Origin of the sequence: Aeromonas sp. R10-2 (assembly GCF_040908445.1) — a bacterium.
Taxonomy (GTDB): domain Bacteria; phylum Pseudomonadota; class Gammaproteobacteria; order Enterobacterales; family Aeromonadaceae; genus Aeromonas; species Aeromonas veronii.
The window spans coordinates 33818-55141 of sequence record NZ_JBFODS010000088.1 but is presented as its reverse complement, the minus strand read 5'-3'; the positions used below and the strand labels follow the sequence as shown (position 1 = coordinate 55141).

General features: G+C 60.0%; 20 protein-coding genes and 1 pseudogene. 12 read left to right on the top strand and 9 right to left on the bottom strand.

From position 1 onward, the window contains the following. A pseudogene (locus AB5Y97_RS17660) lies at positions 1 to 496 on the top strand (ISAs1-like element ISAs1 family transposase); the annotation flags it as partial. Between the two features lie 267 nt (positions 497 to 763). On the opposite strand, the gene mscL reads toward AB5Y97_RS17660, so the two are convergent. Continuing rightward, positions 764 to 1174, bottom strand: coding sequence for a large-conductance mechanosensitive channel protein MscL (gene mscL / locus AB5Y97_RS17655; RefSeq protein WP_005335147.1), 411 nt, complete (start codon positions 1172 to 1174; stop codon positions 764 to 766). A gap of 316 nt (positions 1175 to 1490) precedes the next feature. On the opposite strand from mscL, the gene AB5Y97_RS17650 reads away from it, so the two are divergent. The 3 genes from AB5Y97_RS17650 to AB5Y97_RS17640 all read left to right on the top strand — a co-directional run bounded on the left by AB5Y97_RS17650 (position 1491) and on the right by AB5Y97_RS17640 (position 5196). Continuing rightward, entirely contained in the window at positions 1491 to 2138 is a 648-nt protein-coding gene (locus AB5Y97_RS17650; protein WP_005335146.1) for a disulfide isomerase DsbC N-terminal domain-containing protein, read from the top strand. After that, positions 2104 to 3834, top strand: a complete 1731-nt coding sequence (gene recJ / locus AB5Y97_RS17645; RefSeq protein WP_201946316.1) for a single-stranded-DNA-specific exonuclease RecJ — start codon at positions 2104 to 2106, stop codon at positions 3832 to 3834. Before AB5Y97_RS17650 ends, recJ begins: the two co-directional genes overlap by 35 nt. Positions 3835 to 4011: 177 nt before the next feature. After that, positions 4012 to 5196: a MerR family transcriptional regulator gene (locus AB5Y97_RS17640; protein WP_201946314.1), complete on the top strand. Its 1185-nt coding sequence runs from the start codon at positions 4012 to 4014 to the stop codon at positions 5194 to 5196. A 67-nt stretch (positions 5197 to 5263) separates the two neighbouring features. On the opposite strand, the gene lnt is transcribed toward AB5Y97_RS17640, so the two are convergent. The 5 genes from lnt to miaB form a co-directional block, all read right to left on the bottom strand. Further along, on the bottom strand, positions 5264 to 6808 hold the full coding sequence (lnt, locus tag AB5Y97_RS17635) for an apolipoprotein N-acyltransferase (RefSeq protein ID WP_201946313.1): 1545 nt from the start codon (positions 6806 to 6808) through the stop codon (positions 5264 to 5266). Between the two features lie 148 nt (positions 6809 to 6956). Then, on the bottom strand, positions 6957 to 7841 hold the full coding sequence (gene corC / locus AB5Y97_RS17630; protein ID WP_005354092.1) for a CNNM family magnesium/cobalt transport protein CorC: 885 nt from the start codon (positions 7839 to 7841) through the stop codon (positions 6957 to 6959). Positions 7842 to 7936: 95 nt separating this feature from the next. Then, entirely contained in the window at positions 7937 to 8401 is a 465-nt protein-coding gene (gene ybeY / locus AB5Y97_RS17625) for an rRNA maturation RNase YbeY (protein ID WP_005354089.1), read from the bottom strand. After that, positions 8398 to 9441 carry a PhoH family protein gene (locus tag AB5Y97_RS17620; protein WP_201946311.1) on the bottom strand — a complete coding sequence of 348 codons (1044 nt, stop codon included), beginning with the start codon at positions 9439 to 9441 and terminating at the stop codon, positions 8398 to 8400. The genes ybeY and AB5Y97_RS17620 overlap by 4 nt, the downstream gene beginning before the upstream one ends. A gap of 54 nt (positions 9442 to 9495) precedes the next feature. Next, positions 9496 to 10929 carry a tRNA (N6-isopentenyl adenosine(37)-C2)-methylthiotransferase MiaB gene (miaB, locus tag AB5Y97_RS17615; protein WP_110302606.1) on the bottom strand — a complete coding sequence of 478 codons (1434 nt, stop codon included), beginning with the start codon at positions 10927 to 10929 and terminating at the stop codon, positions 9496 to 9498. Positions 10930 to 11194: 265 nt separating this feature from the next. On the opposite strand from miaB, the gene AB5Y97_RS17610 reads away from it, so the two are divergent. The 4 genes from AB5Y97_RS17610 to AB5Y97_RS17595 all read left to right on the top strand — a co-directional run bounded on the left by AB5Y97_RS17610 (position 11195) and on the right by AB5Y97_RS17595 (position 14925). Continuing rightward, positions 11195 to 12358 (top strand): FAD-dependent oxidoreductase, encoded by a 1164-nt coding sequence (locus tag AB5Y97_RS17610; RefSeq protein ID WP_201946310.1) that lies wholly within the window; start codon positions 11195 to 11197, stop codon positions 12356 to 12358. A gap of 49 nt (positions 12359 to 12407) precedes the next feature. Next, entirely contained in the window at positions 12408 to 12974 is a 567-nt protein-coding gene (locus tag AB5Y97_RS17605; RefSeq protein ID WP_201946308.1) for a cysteine hydrolase family protein, read from the top strand. A gap of 132 nt (positions 12975 to 13106) precedes the next feature. Continuing rightward, positions 13107 to 13787, top strand: a complete 681-nt coding sequence (locus AB5Y97_RS17600; protein WP_201946354.1) for an excalibur calcium-binding domain-containing protein — start codon at positions 13107 to 13109, stop codon at positions 13785 to 13787. Between the two features lie 199 nt (positions 13788 to 13986). After that, positions 13987 to 14925, top strand: a complete 939-nt coding sequence (locus AB5Y97_RS17595; protein ID WP_069526425.1) for a sensor domain-containing diguanylate cyclase — start codon at positions 13987 to 13989, stop codon at positions 14923 to 14925. A 94-nt stretch (positions 14926 to 15019) separates the two neighbouring features. Here AB5Y97_RS17595 and AB5Y97_RS17590 read toward each other — a convergent pair whose 3' ends face one another. Then, on the bottom strand, positions 15020 to 15928 hold the full coding sequence (locus AB5Y97_RS17590) for a LysR family transcriptional regulator (RefSeq protein WP_201946307.1): 909 nt from the start codon (positions 15926 to 15928) through the stop codon (positions 15020 to 15022). A gap of 116 nt (positions 15929 to 16044) precedes the next feature. Here AB5Y97_RS17590 and AB5Y97_RS17585 point away from each other — a divergent pair, with 116 nt between their 5' ends. Then, positions 16045 to 16290, top strand: a complete 246-nt coding sequence (locus AB5Y97_RS17585) for a hypothetical protein (protein ID WP_201946305.1) — start codon at positions 16045 to 16047, stop codon at positions 16288 to 16290. A 20-nt stretch (positions 16291 to 16310) separates the two neighbouring features. Then, a complete protein-coding gene (locus AB5Y97_RS17580) occupies positions 16311 to 16961 on the top strand; it encodes an HAD-IA family hydrolase (RefSeq protein ID WP_201946304.1) in 651 nt (216 codons plus the stop codon). 114 nt (positions 16962 to 17075) lie between these two features. Here AB5Y97_RS17580 and AB5Y97_RS17575 read toward each other — a convergent pair whose 3' ends face one another. Then, a complete protein-coding gene (locus AB5Y97_RS17575; protein WP_042082707.1) occupies positions 17076 to 17678 on the bottom strand; it encodes a nitroreductase family protein in 603 nt (200 codons plus the stop codon). Positions 17679 to 17926: 248 nt separating this feature from the next. Between AB5Y97_RS17575 and AB5Y97_RS17570 the strand changes: the two genes are divergently transcribed. Next, positions 17927 to 19477, top strand: a complete 1551-nt coding sequence (locus tag AB5Y97_RS17570; RefSeq protein ID WP_201946302.1) for a sensor domain-containing diguanylate cyclase — start codon at positions 17927 to 17929, stop codon at positions 19475 to 19477. Positions 19478 to 19724: 247 nt separating this feature from the next. Next, entirely contained in the window at positions 19725 to 20207 is a 483-nt protein-coding gene (locus AB5Y97_RS17565; protein WP_021229759.1) for a YMGG-like glycine zipper-containing protein, read from the top strand. Between the two features lie 96 nt (positions 20208 to 20303). Here the strand turns inward: AB5Y97_RS17565 and AB5Y97_RS17560 are convergent, their stop codons facing one another. Beyond that, the gene (locus AB5Y97_RS17560; RefSeq protein ID WP_005362328.1) at positions 20304 to 21260 is read right to left on the bottom strand and encodes a D-2-hydroxyacid dehydrogenase; all 957 of its coding nucleotides are present in this window, start codon (positions 21258 to 21260) and stop codon (positions 20304 to 20306) included. Between the last annotated feature and the right edge of the window lie 64 nt (positions 21261 to 21324).

The window sequence follows — 21324 nt, the reverse complement described above, 5'->3', positions numbered from 1 at the left end:
GGTTCAATCGCAATTCCAGTCACTGTTTGACGCCCAGAAAGAGAAGATTGTCGTCGAGCACAAAGAGAGTGGACATGGCCGCCAGGAAGAGCGTTATGTATTTCAATTAAAAGCCAAATTACCGCCAGAGTTGACGGAGAAATGGCCGACAATCCGCAGCATCATTGCCGTTGAGCGTCACCGCAGCGCCAACGGAAAAGGAACGGTAGATACCTCTTACTATGTCAGCTCGTTATCCCCCAAGCACAAGCTGCTAGGGCACTATATACGGCAGCACTGGCGGATAGAGAACAGCCAGCATTACATTCTTGATGTGGTGTTCAACGAGGATGCTTCCAGGATAGCGATGGAGGATGCGGTCGAGAATATGGCGCTATTCCGGCGGTTCGTATTGAATATCGTAAAACAGAGCAATTGTGGTGCTCGAAGTCAGAGAAACAAGCTAAAAAGAGCCGGCTGGAATGACGACTATCGGGCTCAGTTATTCTTTGGTTAAAATATCAACAAAGTGTGCTCCCGCCCTGAAAAAATCTGGCGGTGCTTAGCAAGGTGTTTTTCTGCATAACAGAAAAAAGGTACGCACTACCCAATGTGGTCAAAACAAGTGGCAGCGCAAGCAGCAAAAGAAAACGGAGAATAAAGCTGTGATTGGAGTTTGCAGCAGTGGAGGTTTGCATAGTCACGACGCCTATATAACTTTACGCCATCTAACCATAGCCCATGGGCATCGTGACACACATACACACTAGTCTGGGGAGTCGGCTTAACGCTCCTGTTGAGATTTCAGCAGATCACGGATCTCGGTCAGCAGCTCCTGATCCTTGGTTGGGCCTGCCGGGGCGGCGGCTTCCTCTTCCTGCTTTTTCTTGAGGGTGTTGATGGCTTTCAGTCCCATGAAGATGGCAAAAGAGATGATCAGAAAGTCGATGATGGTCTGGATGAACTTGCCATAGGCGATAACTACGGCGGGTGTTGCACCTTCTGCGGCCTTCAGAGTGACCGCCAGGTCGCTGAAGTCCACGCCGCCCAGGATCAGGCCGATGGGCGGCATGATTACGTCACCGACAAAAGAGGAGACAATTTTGCCGAAGGCGGCACCAATGATGATACCGACCGCCATATCGATGACGTTGCCGCGGGCGGCAAAGGCTTTGAACTCTTGAATCAGACTCATTATTTCCTCCGAAATTAAACAAGATAGCGCGTTGATTACCCTTGCCAAAGGGCGAACTCTTGTCAGGAAAAACAGAGGCTAAGCCGCGTTGTTCCTGTCGTCCTGACTAGCTTGCGGGCGTTATGAGTCCTTGGCAATCGGGGGGAGCCATTTTTTTGGTACAAAGTGATATTAATTTTTTGGTAATTAGCTGGTTGAATGATGAGCTGTGCTGCTGTAGTTTGCTGGGTCGATTCATTCATACCACGTGAGTAAACAAGTGAAGTATTTACTACTGGGAATGATGCTTTTGTGCACATTTGCTGCCAGAGCGGGGATGGATACCCAAGCCTTGAAACAGACCATCACAGCCCGGCTGGGGGTCCCCGTCTATCTGGTTGAACCGACCCCGATCGCGGGGTTGTATATGCTGGGCACCTCACAGGGGGTGCTCTACAGCGATGCCAAAGGGGATTATGTGGTGCAGGGGGTCATGCTGGATATGACCCGCGACATGAAGAACCTGACCATCTCGGGTATGCGCGAGCAGCGCCGACTTGGCTTGGCACAGGTGGCCCATGCCCCCATCGTGCTCAAGGCCAGGGATGAGCGTCACCGGGTCGCTCTGTTTCTCGGCGAGCAGGACGCCAAACGTCGTCAGCTCTCCGGCACCTTGCAACACCTGCAGGCATCCGGGGTGAGCGTGGCTCTCTATCCGGTGATTGATCACGCCGAACGGGCCGCCGACTGGTGCAGCGATCCCCTGCTGCAAAATGATCCGTTAAAAGCCTATTTGCCTCAAACGGCATGTAGTGAGACCCTTATCCAAAATATTGGCCTGAGCCAATGGTTGGGGGTCAAGGTACTGCCGGCCTGGGTCTCCTCCGACGGGGATCTGGTGCGCGGGTATCAGAGCCCCGAACAGCTGCTCAAGATACTGGATCATATTGATGTCCCTGCAAATCCGTCGTCGTCCGCGAGTTGATGATTCCCATCTGCCTGCCACCCTGCATCCCCTGCTTCGCCAAATCTTCGCCAGCCGTGGCGTAGAGGATCCCGCCCTGCTGGAGCGCAGCGCCAGTCAGCTGTTGCCGCCCCAGCGTCTCTATGGCATGGAACAGGCGGTGCCGCTGCTGGCGGAGGCTCTGACTGCCCAGAAACGGATCCTTATCGTCGGCGACTTCGACTGCGATGGCGCCACCAGTTCGGCCCTGTGTGTGCTGGCCCTGCGCGCCATGGGCGGTCGCCACATCGATTTTCTGGTGCCCAACCGCTTCGAGTTTGGCTACGGCCTCACCCCCGAGATTGTCGAGCTGGCGGTGGCCCGCGGCGCCGAGTTTCTTATCACGGTGGATAACGGCATCTCCAGCATCGCCGGGGTGGCGGCTGCCAAGGCGGCTGGTATGCAGGTACTGGTTACCGATCACCATTTGCCGGGTCAGGAGCTGCCTGATGCCGATGCCATCGTCAACCCTAACCAGCGCGGTTGCGATTTCCCCTCCAAGTCCCTGGCCGGGGTGGGGGTGGCCTTCTACCTGATGGCGGCCCTCAACACCCATCTGCGTCAGCTCGGCTGGTACGAACGGCAAGGGTTGCGAGCCCCCAATGTGGCGGATTACCTCGATCTGGTGGCCCTCGGCACGGTCGCCGATGTGGTGGCGCTCGATGGCAACAACCGCATCCTGGTCCATCAGGGGTTGCAGCGGATCCGGGCCGGGCGCTGTCGCCCCGGCATTCAGGCGCTGGTGGACGTGTCGGGTCGCGATGGTCGCCGTCTCACCGCTGCCGACCTCGGTTTTGCGCTGGGGCCGCGCCTCAACGCGGTGGGACGCCTCGATGACATGTCCCTCGGGGTCGCCTGTCTGCTCTGCGATGATCTCAATCTGGCGCGCCAGCTTGCGGCCGAGATGGACAGCCTCAATCAGGAGCGCAAGGAGATCGAGCAGGGGATGCAGCAGGAGGCCCTCGCCACTCTGGAGCAGATCCGTTTTCGCGATGGCGAGGTGCCGTCGGGCATAGTGCTGCACCGGGACGAGTGGCATCAGGGGGTGGTGGGGCTGGTGGCCTCCAAGGTGAAGGAGAAGTACTACCGCCCGGTTATTGCCTTTGCCGAGAGCAGCGAGAGCGAGCTCAAGGGCTCCGGCCGCTCTATCCCCGGCGTGCACCTGCGCGATGCGCTGGAACTGCTCGATACCCGCCACCCGGGCCTTATGGGCAAGTTTGGCGGCCACGCCATGGCGGCAGGGCTGACCCTGCCCAAGGCCAATATCGAGGCGTTTGGTCGGGCCTTTGAGGCGGTCATCAGCGAGCTGGTGACACCGGAGCTTTTGACCGGGGTGTTGCTCACCGATGGCGAGTTGTTGCCGGATGAGCTCAACCTCGAGCTGGCGGAGCTTATTCGCGCGTCAGGCCCCTGGGGTCAGGCCTTCCCCGAGCCGCTGTTTGACGGCGAGTTCGTGCTGGTGCAGCAGCGGCTGGTAGGGGAGAAGCACCTCAAAATGATGCTGACAACCGATTCTGGTCACGCGGTGGATGCCATCGCCTTTGGCGTCGATCTCAAGCGCTGGCCCGATGCCTCGGTGAAGCGGGTGCGGCTTGTCTACCGGCTTGATGTCAACGAGTGGCGCGGCAACCGCAGCGTGCAACTGCTGGTGGAGCATCTGGAGGCAGCCGGTCTTTGAGCCGGTAGCATCGCTGCTCTATCGCCGCTTTATCACAGATAGCGCTGACAACGGCCACCCTTGGGTGGCCGTTTTTGTTGGCGGATCTCTGGAAAAGGGCGTTGACCTGTCTATGGCTTAACAGTTTAAGCTCGTCTCTATCGGGCCACCTGAGGGCCCGCACCGTGAGTGATTGCCATGAAAATATCCGAACTGGCCCGCCGCTGCGGTCTTGCCCGCTCCACCCTGCTCTATTACGAGAAACTGGGAGTGATTGCCGGCACCCGGGCCGTCAACGGCTATCGCCATTATGACGAGGGGGATCTGCAGCGACTGCAGATGGTGCAGGCCCTGCAGGCTGGTGGTCTCAGCCTCAAGCAGTGCCTCGCCTGTCTGGCTGGCGAGATAGATCAGGCGGCATTGCAGGCCCGGGTCAGGGAGCTCGATGAGGAGCTGGTGCGGATGCAGCGTGCTCGGGATCTGCTGGCAGACTTGGCAGGGCTGCGCCCGCGCTCCGGTGAGGAATTCAAGGCCTGGCAGCTGCAACTGCAGCGCGAGGCACCGGAGGCCTACTTCGCGTGGGTGATGAAACAGGGTTTTAGCGAGAAAGATCGCTACCACTTGCAATGGTTGAGCAAAGACATGAATGAACATGAGCGTTACATCAAGGATTTTATCCAGCTGCTGGATGGCATGAGTTACTGGGGGCCGGGGGATCGCGCCTTCACTCAGCAGCAGTTTGCCGCCTTGCCCATCCGGCCGCGCCGGATCCTCGACATGGGCTGCGGGCGCGGTGCCTCGACCATGGCGCTGGCTCAGGTGACCGATGCTGACATTGTGGCCATCGATCTGGAAGAGGAGGCACTGGCCGCCGTGGCGCACTCCGCCCGTGCTGCGGGCTTTGAGCATGTCTCCACCCTCTGCGCCAACATGGCGGCACTGCCGGACGATCTGGCCCCGGCCGACCTCATCTGGGCAGAGGGGAGCGCTTACGTGATGGGAGTTGCCAATGCGCTGAAGGCGTGGCGTCCGCTGCTCGCGAGCCCGCAGGCTTGCATCGTGCTGAGTGATGCGGTCTGGCTTACCGATAACCCGCCCGAGGAGGCGTTGGCATTCTGGCAGCAGGATTATCCCGCCATGCAGACGCTGGCGGGCCTGCTTGAAACGATACAAGCGGCAGGCTACCGCTGCCTGTCACATACTCCCTTGCCGATGAGCGCCTGGAACAACTATCTGGACCCTATCGAGGTCAATCTGGTGCGCTATCGAGACGAGCTGGGGGAGAGTGCTGCCTGGCAGGACTTGAGCCGGGAAGTGGCCATCCACCGCCAATATCTGGGCAGTTACGGCTATGTGATCTGCTGCCTGCAAAAAGATGCGTGATTAGCTGTCGTAAAAAAACGAGGCGCCTGCGGGCGCCTCGTTGTTTATCAGGGATTGCGGATGGCCATTACAGCTCGCGGGCCCAGGGGTGCGCCTTGGGGCGCAGCGCCAGCGCCAGACCCAGCAGCAGTACGGTCAGACCGTAGAGGGGCCAGCTGCCAAAGCGCATGTAGGGGGTCTCGCCGTGGGCGGGACGCACCTCGCTGCGCAGCACGCCCGCTTCAAACTGCGGGATCTGGCCGATGATGCTGCCGTCGATCTCGGTGACGATAGTGATGCCGGTGTTGGTGTCCCGCAGCAGCGGACGAGCCAGCTCCAGCGCACGCATCCGGGCGATCTCCATATGCTGCCAGGGGCCTATGCTGGTGCCGAACCAGGCATCGTTGGAGACGGTCAGCAGGAAGTCGGTATCGGCATTGACGTTGCGGCGCACCTCCTCCGGGAAGATGATCTCGTAGCAGATGGCGGCGGCAAACTTGAGCCCTTTGGCGATCAGGTTGGGCTGCACTTCGTCACCCCGGCTGAAGGAGGACATCGGCAGGTTGAAGAAGGGGGCGATGGGGCGCAGCAGATCTTCAAACGGCACGAACTCGCCGATGGGCAGCAGGTGGTATTTGTTGTAGCGGTTGGAGTGGTTGTAGAAGTAGGACTCCTTGCCATCCGCATCCTGCACCCCCATGCCGAGCACGGTATTGTAGAAGCGCTGTTGCTGCTCGTCGTAGTGAATGATCCCCGCCAGCAGGCCGGTATCGTTCACCTTCATCGCCTTGTCCAGATTCTCCAGATAGGGGCCCATCGCCTTCTCGATGGCCGGGATCGCCGACTCCGGCCAGACGATGATGTCGGCATCCTGATTCTCGCGGCTCAAGTCCTGATAGGTGCGCACCGTGGGGGCCAGCGCCTCCGGATCCCATTTGAGGGATTGGGCGATATTGCCCTGCACCAGTGCCACCTTGACCGGTTCGCCACGGGTCACCCAGTTGAGCTGCATCAGACCGTGGGCACCGGCCACCAGCAGGGCGGGCACCGCCAGCCACAGTGGCGAGCGGGATTTCCACACCAGCCAGATAGCGGAGGCGGACAGCAACAGGGCGAGGGTGATGCCCTGCACCCCGAGAATGGGGGCAAAGCCCTTGAGCGGGCCGTCGATCTGGCTGTAACCAAACCAGAGCCAGGGGAAGCCGGTCATCACCCAGCCGCGCAGCCAGTCAGCGACCAACCAGAGGGCCGGGAAGGCGAGCAGCCAGCGGCTCCAGTGACGGCCGCCAAAGAAGCGGGCAAAGACCCAGCAGGCGAGCGTCGGGTAGAGTGCCAGATAGGCGGAGAGCCCGGCCAGCAGCACAAAGGCGACCGGCAGCGGGATGCCGCCAAACTCGGTCATGCTGACATGGATCCACCACAGGCCTGGCAAAAAGAGTCCCATGGCGTAGCCAAAACCGCGCCAGGTGGCCTGTTTCGGCGTAGCTTTGTCCAGCAGGGCGTAGAGGCCAAGCAGGGAGGGGATCACCAGCGGCCAGTAGCCGAAGGGGGAGAAGGCCAGCACGGCGATGGCACCAGAGGCCAATGCACTGAGGCTTAACAGAATTTTGGAAGTAACAGGGGATAATCTCACGGGCGATGGTGCTCGTCTTGGTGTGCAACTGGGGTCGAATGGCCGGTATCTTAACCTGTAAGCGGGGCAACGGCGAGCCTCGATGCCGGTGGCAGAGAGCACAACGCCCCGAGGTCGGGGCGTTGTTTCACACATCGAGCGGATCTGCCTATTGCGGCTCGGATTGCGCCGCCGCGTGGTGCTCGGGGATCTTCACCTGCAGCTGCTGCAGACGACGCCGGTCGGCATGCATCACCTTGAACAGGTAGCCGTCCAGCTCGATCTCCTCGCCCTTCTTGGGCAGGTGGCTGAAGGCGTGCATCACCAGACCGCCCACCGTATCCACCTCTTCATCGCTGAATTTGGTGCCGAAGAAGTCGTTGAAATCCTCGATCTCGGTCAGGGCGCTGATGGAGAAGACCCGCTTGCTGAGGCGGCGGATTTCGTCCGGCTCATCCTCGATGTCGTCAAACTCGTCGTCGATCTCGCCAACGATCAGTTCCAGTATGTCTTCGATGGTCACCAGACCGGAGACGCCACCAAATTCGTCGACCACGATGGCCATGTGGTAGCGCTCTTCACGAAACTCCTTGAGCAGACGGTCAACCCGTTTGCTTTCCGGCACGATCACCGTGGGGCGCAAGATTTTCTCGAGCTGCAGCGGCTCGCTGGCGTGATGGCCGCCAAACCCGAAGGGGAGCAGATCCTTGGCGAGCAGAATGCCCTCCACATGATCCTTGTCCTCGTTGATCACCGGGAAGCGGGAGTGGCCGGACTCGATGATCACCGGCAGGATCGCATCCACCGGCTGGGACTTCTCGATGGTCACCATCTGGGAGCGGGGGATCATGATATCGCGCACGCGAAGATCGGCGATCTCCAGCACCCCCTCGATCATGTCCTTGGTGTCCTGATCGATGAGGTCGCGCTCTTCGGCATCGGCTATCACGTCTACCAAATCATTGCGGTCTTTTGGCTCGCCCTGGAAGAGTTGGCTGAGTTTGTCGAGCCAGGTTTTCTTCGGCGAGCCGGTACTAGGGTGATCGTCGGTCATTTTCTCTCTTGGTTACTCGTATGAACACACTTGAAATAGTTCGGGTTATATAAGGATGGCCATCTGCTGTTTCAAGACGATGACCATCCGGTTCTTTACTCTTCGTCGTTCAGATAAGGATCGGCAAAACCGAGCTCCTGCATGATGTCGCGCTCAAGCGCTTCCATCTCTTCGGCTTCCTCATCCTCGATATGGTCATAACCTAGCAGATGCAGACTGCCGTGCACAACCATGTGGGCCCAGTGGGCCATCAGGGGCTTGCCCTGCTCCTCGGCCTCGCGCTCTACCACCTGACGGCAGATCACCAGATCGCCGAGCAGCGGCAGCTCCAGACCGGGTGGCGCCTCGAACGGGAAGGAGAGCACGTTGGTGGGCTTGTCCTTGCCGCGATAGGTGAGGTTGAGCTCGTTGCTCTCCGCCTCGTCGACGATACGCACCGTCACTTCAGCCTCCTGCTGGAAGCCGAGAATGGTGCCGTCGAGCCAGCCTTGCAACTGGGCTTCGGTGGGCAGGCCGTCAGTGCTGGCACTGGCCAGCTGCAGATCCAGGGTTACGCTCATTGCTCACTCTCTTTGCCGGAATGGGGTGCTGCTTTTTCGGCTGCCTGTTTGGCATCGAATGCCTCGTAAGCCTGCACGATACGGGCCACCACCGGGTGGCGCACCACGTCTTTGGACTCGAAGAAGTTGAATGACAGACCATCGACCCCTGGCAGCACTTCCAGCGCGTGGCGCAGGCCGGATTTGGCGTTGCGCGGCAGGTCTACCTGGGTGATGTCACCGGTGACCACTGCCTTGGAGTTGAAGCCGATGCGGGTGAGGAACATCTTCATCTGCTCGGTGGTGGTGTTCTGGGCCTCATCGAGAATGATAAAGGCGTCATTGAGGGTTCTTCCGCGCATATAGGCGAGCGGCGCCACCTCGATGATGTTGCGCTCCATCAGCTTCTCGACCCGCTCAAAGCCCAGCATCTCGAACAGGGCGTCGTAGAGGGGGCGCAGGTAAGGATCCACCTTTTGGGAGAGATCGCCGGGCAGGAAGCCCAGCTTCTCCCCCGCTTCCACCGCCGGACGGGTCAGCAAAATGCGGCGGATCTCCTGACGCTCCAGCGCATCCACCGCCGCCGCCACCGCCAGATAGGTCTTGCCGGTACCGGCCGGGCCGATGCCGAAGCAGATATCGTGGCGCACGATATTGGCAATGTACTGGGCCTGATTTGGGCTGCGTGGCTTGATGAGACCGCGCTTGGTCTTGACCGTCACCTCCTTGCCATAGGGGATGCTCGGCGCCGGTTCGTCATCCTGCTCCAGCACCCGCGACTCCTGAATGGCCAGATGGACCATGTCGGGGGTGATGTCGGTCACCTTGCCACCCTTGAGGGGTTGGGTTTCCACATAAAGGTGCTTGAGGATGACGGCGGCGGCATCCAGCTGGGCCGGTTTGCCCACCAGCTGGAAGTGGCTGTCACGGTAGCTGATCTCGACGCCGAGGCGGCGCTCCAGCTGCTTGATGTTGTCATCGAAGGGGCCGCAGAGGCTGGCAAGGCGCTGGTTGTCGGCGGGCTCCAGATGCAGATTCAGGGTCGAGATGTGTCGGCTCAAAATATCCTCGTCTCAAGGCGCTCCCCATCCGCCGGGCGAATGGGGAGGAGGGGATTAATGGGGTGTGAAAGCGGCCACGCCCAGCTCGTCCGGTACGTTATCCGGGCGACGGGCCAGGATTTCGCTCGGGGCGGTGGCGATCCGCAGGTTCATCTCGCTCTCGCCGCGGATGAACTTGCCGCGCAGGGAGTTGGGACGTACCTCGGTGATCTCCACGTCGGCAAAGCCGCCGATCAGGGTGTGCTGGCCTTCAAAGTTGACCACCCGGTTGTTCTCGGTGCGGCCACACAGCTGCATCGGGTCGAGCTTGGAGGGCCCTTCCACCAGGATGCGCTGGGTGGTGCCCAGCATGGCACGGCCAATCTGCATCGCCTGGTTGTTGATGACGTGCTGCAGGCGGGCCAGACGGGCTTTCTTCACTTCCATGTCGACATCGTCGGGCATGTCGGCGGCCGGGGTGCCCGGGCGCGGACTGAAGATGAAGCTGAAGCTCATGTCGAAACCCACATCCTCGATCAGCTTCATGGTCGCTTCAAAGTCTTCGTCCGTCTCGTTCGGGAAGCCAACGATGAAGTCGGAGCTGATGGTGATGTCGGGACGGGCGGCACGCAGGCGACGGATCTTGGATTTGTACTCCAGGATGGTGTGCGGGCGCTTCATCATGGTCAGAATACGGTCGGAGCCGCTCTGCACCGGCAGGTGCAGGAAGCTGACCACTTCCGGGGTGTCTTTGTAGACTTCGATGATGTCGTCGGTGAACTCGATCGGGTGGCTGGTGGTGTAGCGAATGCGATCGATACCGTCGATGGCGGCCACCAGACGCAGCAACTCGGCGAAGGTGCAGATGCCGCCATCAAAGGTCGGGCCGCGGTAGGCGTTGACGTTCTGGCCGAGCAGGTTTACTTCGCGCACGCCCTGCTGGGCGAGCTGGGCGATTTCGTAGAGCACGTCGTCCAGCGGTCGGCTCACTTCTTCACCGCGGGTGTAGGGCACCACGCAGTAAGTACAGTATTTGGAGCAGCCTTCCATGATGGAGACGAACGCGGTGGCCCCTTCGGCGCGCGGTTCGGGCAGGCTGTCGAATTTTTCGATCTCGGGGAAGGCGATATCAACCTGGGCACCATGGCCCTCTTGCACTTCCTTGATCATGGCGGGCAGGCGATGCAGGGTCTGCGGGCCGAACACGATATCCACATAGGGAGCGCGTTGGCGAATCGCATCGCCCTCCTGAGAGGCAACGCAGCCACCCACGCCGATCACCAGACCGGGCTTGTTGGCCTTGAGCTTTTTCCAGCGTCCCAGCTGGTGGAACACCTTCTCCTGCGCCTTTTCGCGGATGGAGCAGGTATTCAGCAGCAAGACATCTGCCTCTTCGGGCTCTTCGGTAAGCGTGTAGCCATTGCTGGCATCCAACAGGTCGGCCATTTTGGACGAGTCATACTCGTTCATCTGGCAACCCCAGGTTTTAATGTGAAGTTTCTTGCTCATTGCTTCTCTTGACTTGTTTTGAAATCGGCATGGTCAAAGGACCGCGCATTTTACTCCGCAATCTGGATACTGCCTAGCTAATATCCAGCTGGCAATGGTGCTCACCCGATACCTGTTGCCAGCAAGCTCAATAAGCTTTCTCCTTGATTTGACGCAGCAATTCCCTGTTTGTCTCACTGTTTATCAGCCGCCCTTGCGCTATCATGCAGCCATCCGGTTCACGTCCGGGCGCTGTCGCCGGACGCACCCTTTCAGGAATAAATGTATGGAACAGTGTGATATCGCCATCGTCGGCGCCGGCATGGTGGGCGCCGCCACTGCCTGTCTGCTGGCGGCTCAGGGTCTCTCGGTGCGGGTCATCGAGACCCAACTGCCGGAGCATTACGCGCCGGAGCAGCCGCTGGATCTGCGGGTCTCCGCCATCAGTCAGGCCTCGGTGGCGCTGCTGGAGCAGGCCGGTGCCTGGCACCATCTGCAGCAGATGCGGCTCTGCCCCTACCGCCGACTGGAGACCTGGGAGCTGGACGGTTTTGCCACCCGCTTCAATTCCGCCGATCTCGGTCTGCCCCAGCTCGGCTACATCATCGAAAACCGGCTGGTGCAGCTCGCCCTGCTCAAGCGGATGGAGGATTTTCCCACCATCCAGACCCACACCCCGGCGGCGGTGACCAGCCTGCGCCAGAGTGCAGATGAAGCTGTGCTGACTCTGGACGACGGCACCGAGCTGGCGGCTCGCTGGGTGCTGGCTTGCGATGGTGCCGAATCCCACACCCGCAAGCTGGCGGGTATCGGCGTATCGCGCTTCGAGTACCGCCAGCACTGCATGCTGATCAATATCGACACCGACTTTGCGCAGGAAGATATCACTTGGCAGCAGTTCACCCCGAGCGGCCCGCGCGCCTTCCTGCCACTACCAGGCCAGCACGGCTCTCTGGTGTGGTATGACAGCCCGGTCCGTATCCGCGCGCTGGCGGCCATGAGCAACGAAGGGCTTGCCGCCGAAGTGCGCCGCCACTTCCCAAGCCGGCTCGGCGGATTTACCGTCAGCGGCAAGGGGAGCTTCCCGCTGGTGCGCCGCCACGCCAACGACTATCACGCCGGTCGGGTGGTGCTGCTTGGCGATGCTGCCCACACCATCAACCCGCTGGCGGGGCAGGGGGTCAACCTTGGCTTCAAGGATGTGGCCTGCTGGACTGATCTGCTGCAAGGAGCTGGCGCCGACTGGCATCAACTGGCGTTGGCCGAGCGTTACGAGCGGCGCCGTCGTCCTGACAACCTGCTGATGCAGTCGGGGATGGATCTCTTCTACGGGGTGTTCAGCAACGAGATTGGCCCGCTCAAGCTGGCCCGCAATCTGGCCCTCAACCTGGCGGACAAGGCGGGCCCATTGAAGGAGATGGCGCTGCGCTATGCACTGGGGCTGGTTTGACAGGTAGAAACCAGGTAACACGGGCAGAATGCGTGAAGGAGCAAAGGTGATGAACAAGGCACTGTTGGTGATCGATTTTATCAACGATATTGCCCATCCCGACGGGCGCATTGCCGCCTCCGCAGCCCACGTGCTGGAGCAGGATGCCATTGCGCATGCCAATCAGGCGCTGGCCCATGCCCGCGCCCACGGCTGGCTGGTGGCGCTGATCAAGGTGGGCTTTGACGGCGGCTATCAGCTGCAACCCAAGGGATCTCCCATGTTTGGTCACGCTCACCAGTTGGGGGCGCTCTCTTTGGCTGACAGCGGCACCGACTTTCATCCTGATCTGGATGTGCAGCCCGGCGATCTGGTGCTGACCAAGCCCAGAGTGAGCCCCTTCTATGGCACGGTGCTGGAGCCTGCGCTGCGTGCCAATCACATCGACCACCTCTATCTGTGCGGGGTGAGCACTAGCTGGGCCATTCAGGCGGCAGCGCGGGATGGTCACGATCGCGACTACGCCATCACCATTCTGGAGGATGCCTGCGCCGCCGCAGATGCCACCGAGCATCACACCTCGCTGCGCATGCTGGGTCGCATCGCCGAGATCATCAAGGTGTCCCAGCTGGCTTGATCCTTAACGCAGGCAGCACCCGAGCACCGTGTTGAGATTGACTCTGCGGCCCTCTGTCGGGCCGCAGCGCTTTTGGGCAACATGATTGTCGGGCAAGATAGTGCTCACATGGATAACAACAAGGATGGACAGATGCGTTATCAGGGACGGATCGCGAGCTGGAACGAGGCGCGCGGCTTTGGATTTATTACGCCGGAGCAAAATGGCGCCGAGCAGGCAATCAATGGAGCACGCAGTGCAGGGCTGTTTGTGCATGTTACGGCGCTGCAATCAGATGGCCGCGTGCCAGAGCCGGGGGAGCGTGTCACCTATCTGATCGGCAGTGGCCAGGATGGCAAACCGAGGGCGTTACAGGTTTTTTTCCCCGATCGCCCGCTCACGTTGGCGGATGCAGTGCCCTCGGCCGAATCATCAGCAGCAAGATCGGCCGCATCGTCGGCGGCGCCATCGTTTTGGGCGGCAAGTCAGCCGCCACGACCCACTTCTACCAGAGAGCGGAGTAACCCCTATCGACGTCGCAAGAGCAGCTGGAGTGGCAAATTGATCCCTCTGCTGGTGCTCGTCGGCCTCTTTTCCATCTATTCCCGTTTCTCGGCCGAGTCGATGGCGCCATTGCCGGTCTCCTCTTTCAATCAGGAGGAGGTCAGCACGCCACAGGGAACGACCTTTATTCGCCAGTGTGATGGTCGGCAGCATTGCTCCCAGATGACCTCCTGCGAGGAGGCAACCTGGTTTTTGCAACATTGCCCGAACACCAAAATGGACGGAGAGGGCGATGGCATCCCCTGCGAAAATCAGTGGTGTGGGCATTAAATGTGACTTATCAGACACATATGCTCATGATGTGCTCTTGTTATCCGGAACAGGGAAACTGGCCTGAAACCTTGCCGGATGATGTGCGATGGTGAAATTTGGTCTCAGTTGGCTAAGTGGGAACGGGGTGCTTTACTCTATCTGCTGACTTAATTGTTAATAGATGGCGGTATGCCACTTTTGCCACAGGATGGCCACCATGGCGGATGATATACAGACGCGGCAGAGTCACTTCGCCGAGCGAGCCCATCATCTGGCTGCGCTGCTGGATTCGCTGGAAGACCAGATATCGGTGATAGATCGGGATGGCGTGATCCATTACACCAATCTCGCCTGGGATCTGTTTGCCGAGCAAAACGGCATGCCCAAGGGATATAACTGGATTGGGGTCAATTATATGGGGGCTTGTGACGCTGAATCCGAGCCCTCTGGATTGGCTGCCGTGGAGGGGATCCTCCGGGTCATCCGTCATCAGCAGGAGAAGTTCTATCTGGAATACCCCTGCCACAGCCCCGACACCCAGCGCTGGTTTATGATGCGAGTCGCGCCGGTACCCGGGCTTGACGCCGAGTTTTTTTCCATCGCCCATATCAATATCACCGAGCGCAAGCTGCTGGAGCTGGAAGTTGCCAGCCTCTCCCAACATGATCCCCTGACCGGACTGGCCAATCGGCGGCTGTTTAACAGCTTTTTGCATAACGAGTGGCGGCGCAGCATGCGTGAACATACCCCGCTCTCCCTCATCATGCTGGATCTGGATAACTTCAAGGCGTGCAATGACCATCTTGGTCATCAGATGGGGGATGGCTCCCTCCAGCTGGTGGGCCATCTTCTGCAATCCTTCTGCCAGCGTCCGGCGGATCTGCCCTGCCGTTTTGGTGGTGACGAGTTTGCCCTGATCCTCGGCAATACCGATCGAGATGCGGCCCAGCGGATTGGAGAGGAGATCCGCCAGGCCATCAACGATCTCGACATCGTGGTGGCAAATAATATTCAGCTTAGCGCCAGTATTGGCATTGCCACCTACACGGCTGAGCAACTGCTGGAGGGAGAAGGGGCGTTGCTGGCCGCGGCCGATGCGGCGCTTTATTGCGCCAAGGGGGCGGGTAAAAACCGTAGTCACTGCGCCAGCTGTTGAGCCGCATTGCCGCTTTTTTCCTGCATGCGCCCCCTTGATGGGGGCGCACTGTTTTTTGGCTGGTCACGGTGTTAGCTACCAGCAAGGGTTGGTTTCAGCGCTCGGGCGTGGCTGACACCGGCAGGGGATGGCTGGCGATCACCTGCCTGACGAAGTGATCCCGGATGGGGTCGGCAAAGTCCGGATTCCATACCATGCTGACCTCCCACTCGGAGCTGGGACCAGAGAGGGGATAGAGGGTGACATCGGGGCCTGCGATAAAGCTGACGCTGCGTGGCAGGATGGCGTTGCCTATGCCCGCCGCGACCAATGCCACCAGCGTCTGGATATCCTCGGCCTCCTGGACCATGCCGGTCAGCCGATTGGCGCCGAGAAAACCGGCGATCTGCTGGCTGAGCCCAGGGCAGCGGTGGCCCACCATCTGCAACAGGGGTTGACTGATCAGTGCCTGCTGGACGTCGAATGCGGCCGGGTCTGGTTCGGTCATTCGTGTCGGCACCGCCAGCACCAGCCGGTCGATCAGCAGTCTGTGCTCCTGTAACTGCGGCACCTGAGGTCTGCGCATAAAGCCAAGTTGTAACTGGCCGGAGAGCAGCTGCTCCTGCTGGATCGCGGAGGGCATATCCTGCAGATGGACCATCACGTCCGGGACCTGCTGCTTGAAGCGGGCCACCAGCGCAGGGGCCAGTGCGAAACTCGACAGACCGAAGCCAATCTTGAGCCGACCGGCCACGCCACTCGCCACTGCCAGCGCGTGACGTTCAAACTCCCTGCCGTGTTTGACCAGTGCGCTTGCCTGAGTGAGCAGCTGGGCGCCGAGCGCCGTCAGCTCGGCGCCGTGGCGGCCCCGTTTGAACAGGGTGCAGCCCAGCGTCTGCTCCAGCCCCTGGATCTGCTTGGTGAGGGCCGGCTGGGTGATAAAGAGGCGGCTGGCCGCTTCCCGGTAGTTGGCGGTGTCGGCCAGCGTCACAAACGCCTGCAGTTGCCTCAAGTCGAATCTCATTCCAATTGGTTATCCAAAGTGGCGATTTATTGATTATAAATTATCTAATCGCCTTGTTCTAATGGCTCTGCAAGGGGGGAATCGCCCTCCTCTGAACCGGAACAAGGAGCCATATCATGTCCACTCAACGTTATCTTTTTTTGATCAAGGGCAAGCTGGTGCTGGCCCAGCCATTGGCGGCCCCGGAGACGGGGGAGCTGCTCGCCAGCCTGCTGCGACAGGGTTTTGTGGTCGGCCCCTTGCAAGTGTGGGCAGGCAGTGCCGAGCAGGCGTTGGCCTGTTATGAGCGTGCCGCCCAGCAGCAGGCCTTTGCCGATGCGCTATCTGGCTCTCTGCCCGAGCTGGCCGGGGGGCCTGTATGAGTGTCTGTATGAGTGCAGGCATGAACACGATCACCCTGTCGGTATCCGCCCTGCTGCTCGATATGGATGGCACCCTGGTCTGCTCGACCGGCGATGTGGAGAAGGTGTGGCGGCTCTGGTGTCAGCATCATCAGCTTGCCCCAGAGCCGGTACTGGCTATGTGCCACGGTATGCGCTCGCGTGAGGTGATCCGGGCGTTGGCCCCGCAACTGGATGTGGAGCGGGAGGCAGCGCGCCTCGACGATCTGGAGATGGAACATACCGGTGGCGACGCCATCTTTGGGGCTGGCGAGTTGCTGGGCCGCTTGTCGCCAGAGCTTTGGGCCATCGTGACCTCCGCCAGTGAGCGGGTTGCCCGTCACCGCCTGAATTGTGCCGGTTTGCCGCTGCCGGCCGTGCTCGTGGGGGCCGAAGCTGTGATCAATGGCAAACCCGATCCCGAGCCCTATCTGCTGGGAGCCAAACGGCTTGGCGTGTCTCCCGCTCGTTGTCTGGTGTTCGAGGATGCCCCGGCCGGTATCGAGAGTGCCCTGCGTGCAGGTTGCACCGTGGTGCAGGTAGGGGACGATGCGCCGCTCAATCCGGCGGTGGTGGCGGTGATCCGCGACTGGTGCGAGGTGAAGGTGGAGTTGGAGGAAAGCGAGTCCCTGCTGGTAAAGCTGCCCGCCTGAGCGGTGGATAGAGCGTCTTACGACTGCAGATTGCGGTATGAACCATCGCCATCAACGCTGTATGCCGCAATAAAAACGCCCCCGAGATGCGGGGGCGTTTTGCTATCTCAATGGTTATTTGAAAACGCGGAAACGGGTAGCGTCGTCGATAAAGGTCTTGTCGCCGGCCGGTTGCTTGATACTGCCAAAGGGCATCTGGGCACGCAGCAGCCAGCTGGCGGGCAGGTTCCACTCCTTGCGTACCGCCTCGTCGATGAGGGGGTTGTAGTGCTGCAGGGAGGCACCGACTTTCTCCTGCGCCAGCGTTGTCCAGACCGCAAACTGGGCGATGCCGGTGGCATGTTCCGACCAGATGGGGAAGTTGTCTGCGTAGAGGGCGAATTTTTGCTGCAGATCCTTGATGACGTCGGTGTCTTCGAAGAACAGCACGGTACCAAAGCCTGCGCGAAAGCTGCCATCTACCTTGGCCTCACTCTGGGCGTAGGCCTCCGGCGGCACAATCTTTTTCAGCTCGGCTTTGACGATATCCCACAGCTTGTGGTGCTGGGCGCCAAACAGGATGACGGCACGGGAGCTCTGGGAGTTGAAGGAGGAGGGGCTGTGCCTGATGGCATCCTGGATCAGGGTCGTCAGCTGCTCCGGCGTATGGGACACCTGGTCGCCCAGGGCATAGATGGTACGACGTGCTTTGATCTGTTCGATAAACGGACTGCTCATAACATCTCCTTGTTCTGCTTGGCGTTGCAGCCGGTGATGGACGGTTTGTCCAGCGCCTGCCGAATCAGGTATAGACTATAACACCCGCGATGCAGAGCGGGGTTAACCCGGGGTAACTAGCGTTTTTCCTGTCAGTTGATATTCGTTTGCGAACCCTGACGTTTCGTTAATGTTGGAAATGTCATTTAAGGGGCGCGAAAGTGATATTAATCAATGATTCACTCTCCTTTCTCTCCCACAATCCCCGTATGTTTTCTTGGTTCGGATGTGATGTGAGCCGTTCGTATCTCAATAAACGCTACTATGTGTTGGTCCCCCTCTCGGCATTGATTGGTTTGATGATCCTGATAGTGACGATCATCATGGCTATTGCCAGCTATCTGAGGGATATCGACATGACGGTATCCGGCTTCGGCCACATGGCATCCTCCGTTGAAGCGTCCCTGATCCACGAGATGGTGAAGGTCAATGAGCGGCAACTGGCGGTGCTGGAGGCCTCGCTTGACAAGGAGAAGATCGCTCGCGGCGGGCTGGCCGACTCCCCCATCTGGGCCATTGCGCACAAGATCAAACCAGGCAACCACTACATCTACTTTTACAACCTGAACGCGGATCGTATCGACAGCTACCCGGACTGGCTACCGCCCCCCGGTTATCAGGCGGCGCTGCGACCCTGGTATCAGGTGACCACTATGCCGGGCGACGAGCTCGTCTGGTTTGGCCCCTACCCTGAATACAATACCAATGAACTGATACTCAGCCTGATTAAACGGGTGCGGGACGATCAGGGGCAACTGCTGGGGCTGCTGATGGTCGACATGTCGTTCGACTCGCTGCAGCAGGCGCTACAGCGGACGGTTGGCGGCAATCAGGCCGCACTCTATCTTACCTTGCGCGACAGCGGCCAGCTGGTGGTGGGCAGCAATATGGATCTGCTGGCAGATCACCCCATCGAGCAGCATCAGGGCCAGCAGTGGCTCGGTCTGGATGTGTTGTGTCATGGTACTTTCCTGAAGCGCGAGCTGGCGGATATTGGCTGGGATCTCAATATCTATCTGCCGCCCGTGCTGTTCCGCAACAGCCTCTATGAGGCGCTGCAGATGGTGGTTTTGCCATTGATCTCCCTGTTTGCCATCTGGTGTTGCACGCTGAGTCTGCTGGTGCGGATCTTCCGCCAGGAGCAGGCGCTGGTGTCGGGTTCACTGACCGGTATCGTGCGCAATCTGGAGAGTTCTCCCCCCATCACCAAGGCCAATACCTGGTTTGTGCGACGCAGCCTGAACGAGATCGATCAGGTCAGGGCCAGCTTCCTCAAGGGGCAGGATGCGCTGTTGCGGGACCCTCTGACCGGTATCATGAACCGGCTAGCCTTCGAGCAGCACAAGAGCGCGCTGGAGCTGAGGGGGGAGCGCTTCTGGCTGCTGCTGTTTGATATTGATCACTTCAAAGGACTCAATGACAGTCGGGGTCATGCCTTCGGCGATCAGGTGCTGTGTCGGGTGGCCAATTGCCTTGCTGATGTGCTGGGGGTGAGCACGGTTTACCGGATTGGTGGCGATGAGTTTGCCGCTCTGCTGCAACAGCCGCAGGATGAGTTGGCGGAGAAGCTCAATTGTCTGCTTGACGTGGTGCGACATCAGCAGTGGCGTGAGCACAAGGGACAGGTCACCTTGAGTATCGGCGGTGCCTGCCATTCACCCGTTGCCGACCCCATCTTCGAGCGTGCTGATGCAGCCCTTTATCGTAGCAAGGAGGCTGGCCGGGACTGCTGGCATCTGGCGGATGAGGCTGCTGACTGACAGCTTTTGTCCCAGCGCGGCGGGCCTGTGCCGGGACACGACAACCCGATTGTGGGTCACCCTGCCGTAATAGTTTGGCTTTTTGGTGATTTTAATCTTTAAATTCAATCGCTTGATTTTACTCTTCCATTTTTGGCAGTAGCCGTGCGGCCATTGACTGTCGCATCCCTCATTTCTGCTGGCTGGCGAACCCCGTGGCGCTTTGTATAGTGCCGCTGAATATTAATCAGGTTTGACAGGAGTACCCATGGAGATGAATTCGCGTGCTCTTCGCGCACTGGCACTGCTGGGCGCCTTGCTGGCTGGCAGCACGACCGTGTACGCCTCCGAGACCCTCAATACCATTTTGGGTGGCGGCGCAGGTGGTGTGGCGGGCACCATGATCGGCAAGGAGCTGGGTGGCGATACCGGTGCGCTGGTGGGGGCTGCGTTGGGCGGTGCTGCTGGTGGGGCTGCGACGGCCAACAAGGGCAACAAGAATGAAGCGGCCCTTGGCGGCGCGGTGGGGGCGCTGGGCGGTGCCGCCATCGGCAAGAGTGTCGGTGGTGATACCGGGCAGCTGATCGGCGCCGGGGTCGGCGGGGCGAGCGGTTCGGCCATCGGTGCCAAGACCGGCGATGGCCACAAGAGCCAGGATCGCTATTACGATGATGACGACGATCATCACCATCACAAGCACCACAAGAAGTACAAAAAGCATAAGAAGCACAGATGGCATGACGACGATTGATGTGCGCGCAGTGAGTGCGAAAGATGCAAAACGGGGCCTGTTGGTCCCGTTTTGCATGGTGTGGTCACTCGATTTTGCGGTTACTCGCTCGTGCGGTTACACCAGCCGGTGCTGGCGGCGACCGGCAGCAAAGGCGTTGATGTTGTCGATCAGCTGATCGGCGAGACGCTGCATCGACTCTTCGCTGGCCCAGGCCACATGGGGGGTCAGAATGAAGTGGGGGTATTGCAGCGCTTTCATCAAGGGATGGTCGGGGGGCGGGGGTTCGACGCTCGCCACATCGAAACCGGCGCCACCGAGGCGGCCGTTGGCCAGCGCTTGCAGCAGCGCCTCCTCATCCACCAGCCCGCCACGGCCGACGTTGATCAGCAGGGCGCCCGGTTTCATCAGATCCAGCTCCCGCTCGCCAATCAGGTTGCGGGTGTAGGGGGTGAGCGGGCAGTGCAGGCTGATGACGTCCGAGCTTTGCAGCAACTCGTCGAGGGGCAAGCGATCCTCGTCGTGACTGGCGCCGACCTGGCTCTGGGCGTAACGCACTGTCATCCCCATCCCTTTGGCTCGCTCGCCGAGCGCCTGTCCGAGCGTCCCTTTGCCGATGATGCCAAGCTGCTTGCCGTGCAGATCCATGATGTTGTGGTCAAAGAAGCAGAACTGGCCGCTCTGTTGCCAGCGCCCCTCCAGCAGCGACTGGCGCCAGCAGAAGAGGTTGCGCGACAGGGCCAGCATCAGCGCCATGGCGTGCTCCGGCACCGAGGGACCCGAGTAGTTGCGAATGTTGCACACCCCGACGTTGGCGGCGCGGCACGCTTCCAGATCCACGTTGTCGCTGCCAGTGGCGGCCAGGGCGATGAGTTTGAGCTCCGGCAGCTGAGCCAGTTCGGCGGCGCCGATCCGTACCTTGTTGATGATAGCGATGCTGGCATCTTTGAGCCGTTCCACCACCTGTTCCGGGGTAGTACTTGGATAGCTCTGCCAGTGGTGGGGGAAGTCGGGGTGATGCAGGGTGATGCCCGCATCCAGGGTATCGCTGTCGAGAAACACAATCTGCTGCATGGGCCTTCCTGCCATTGTTCAGGTTCGAGAGGCCATGATGCCAAAGAGGATGCGGTCAGGGCCA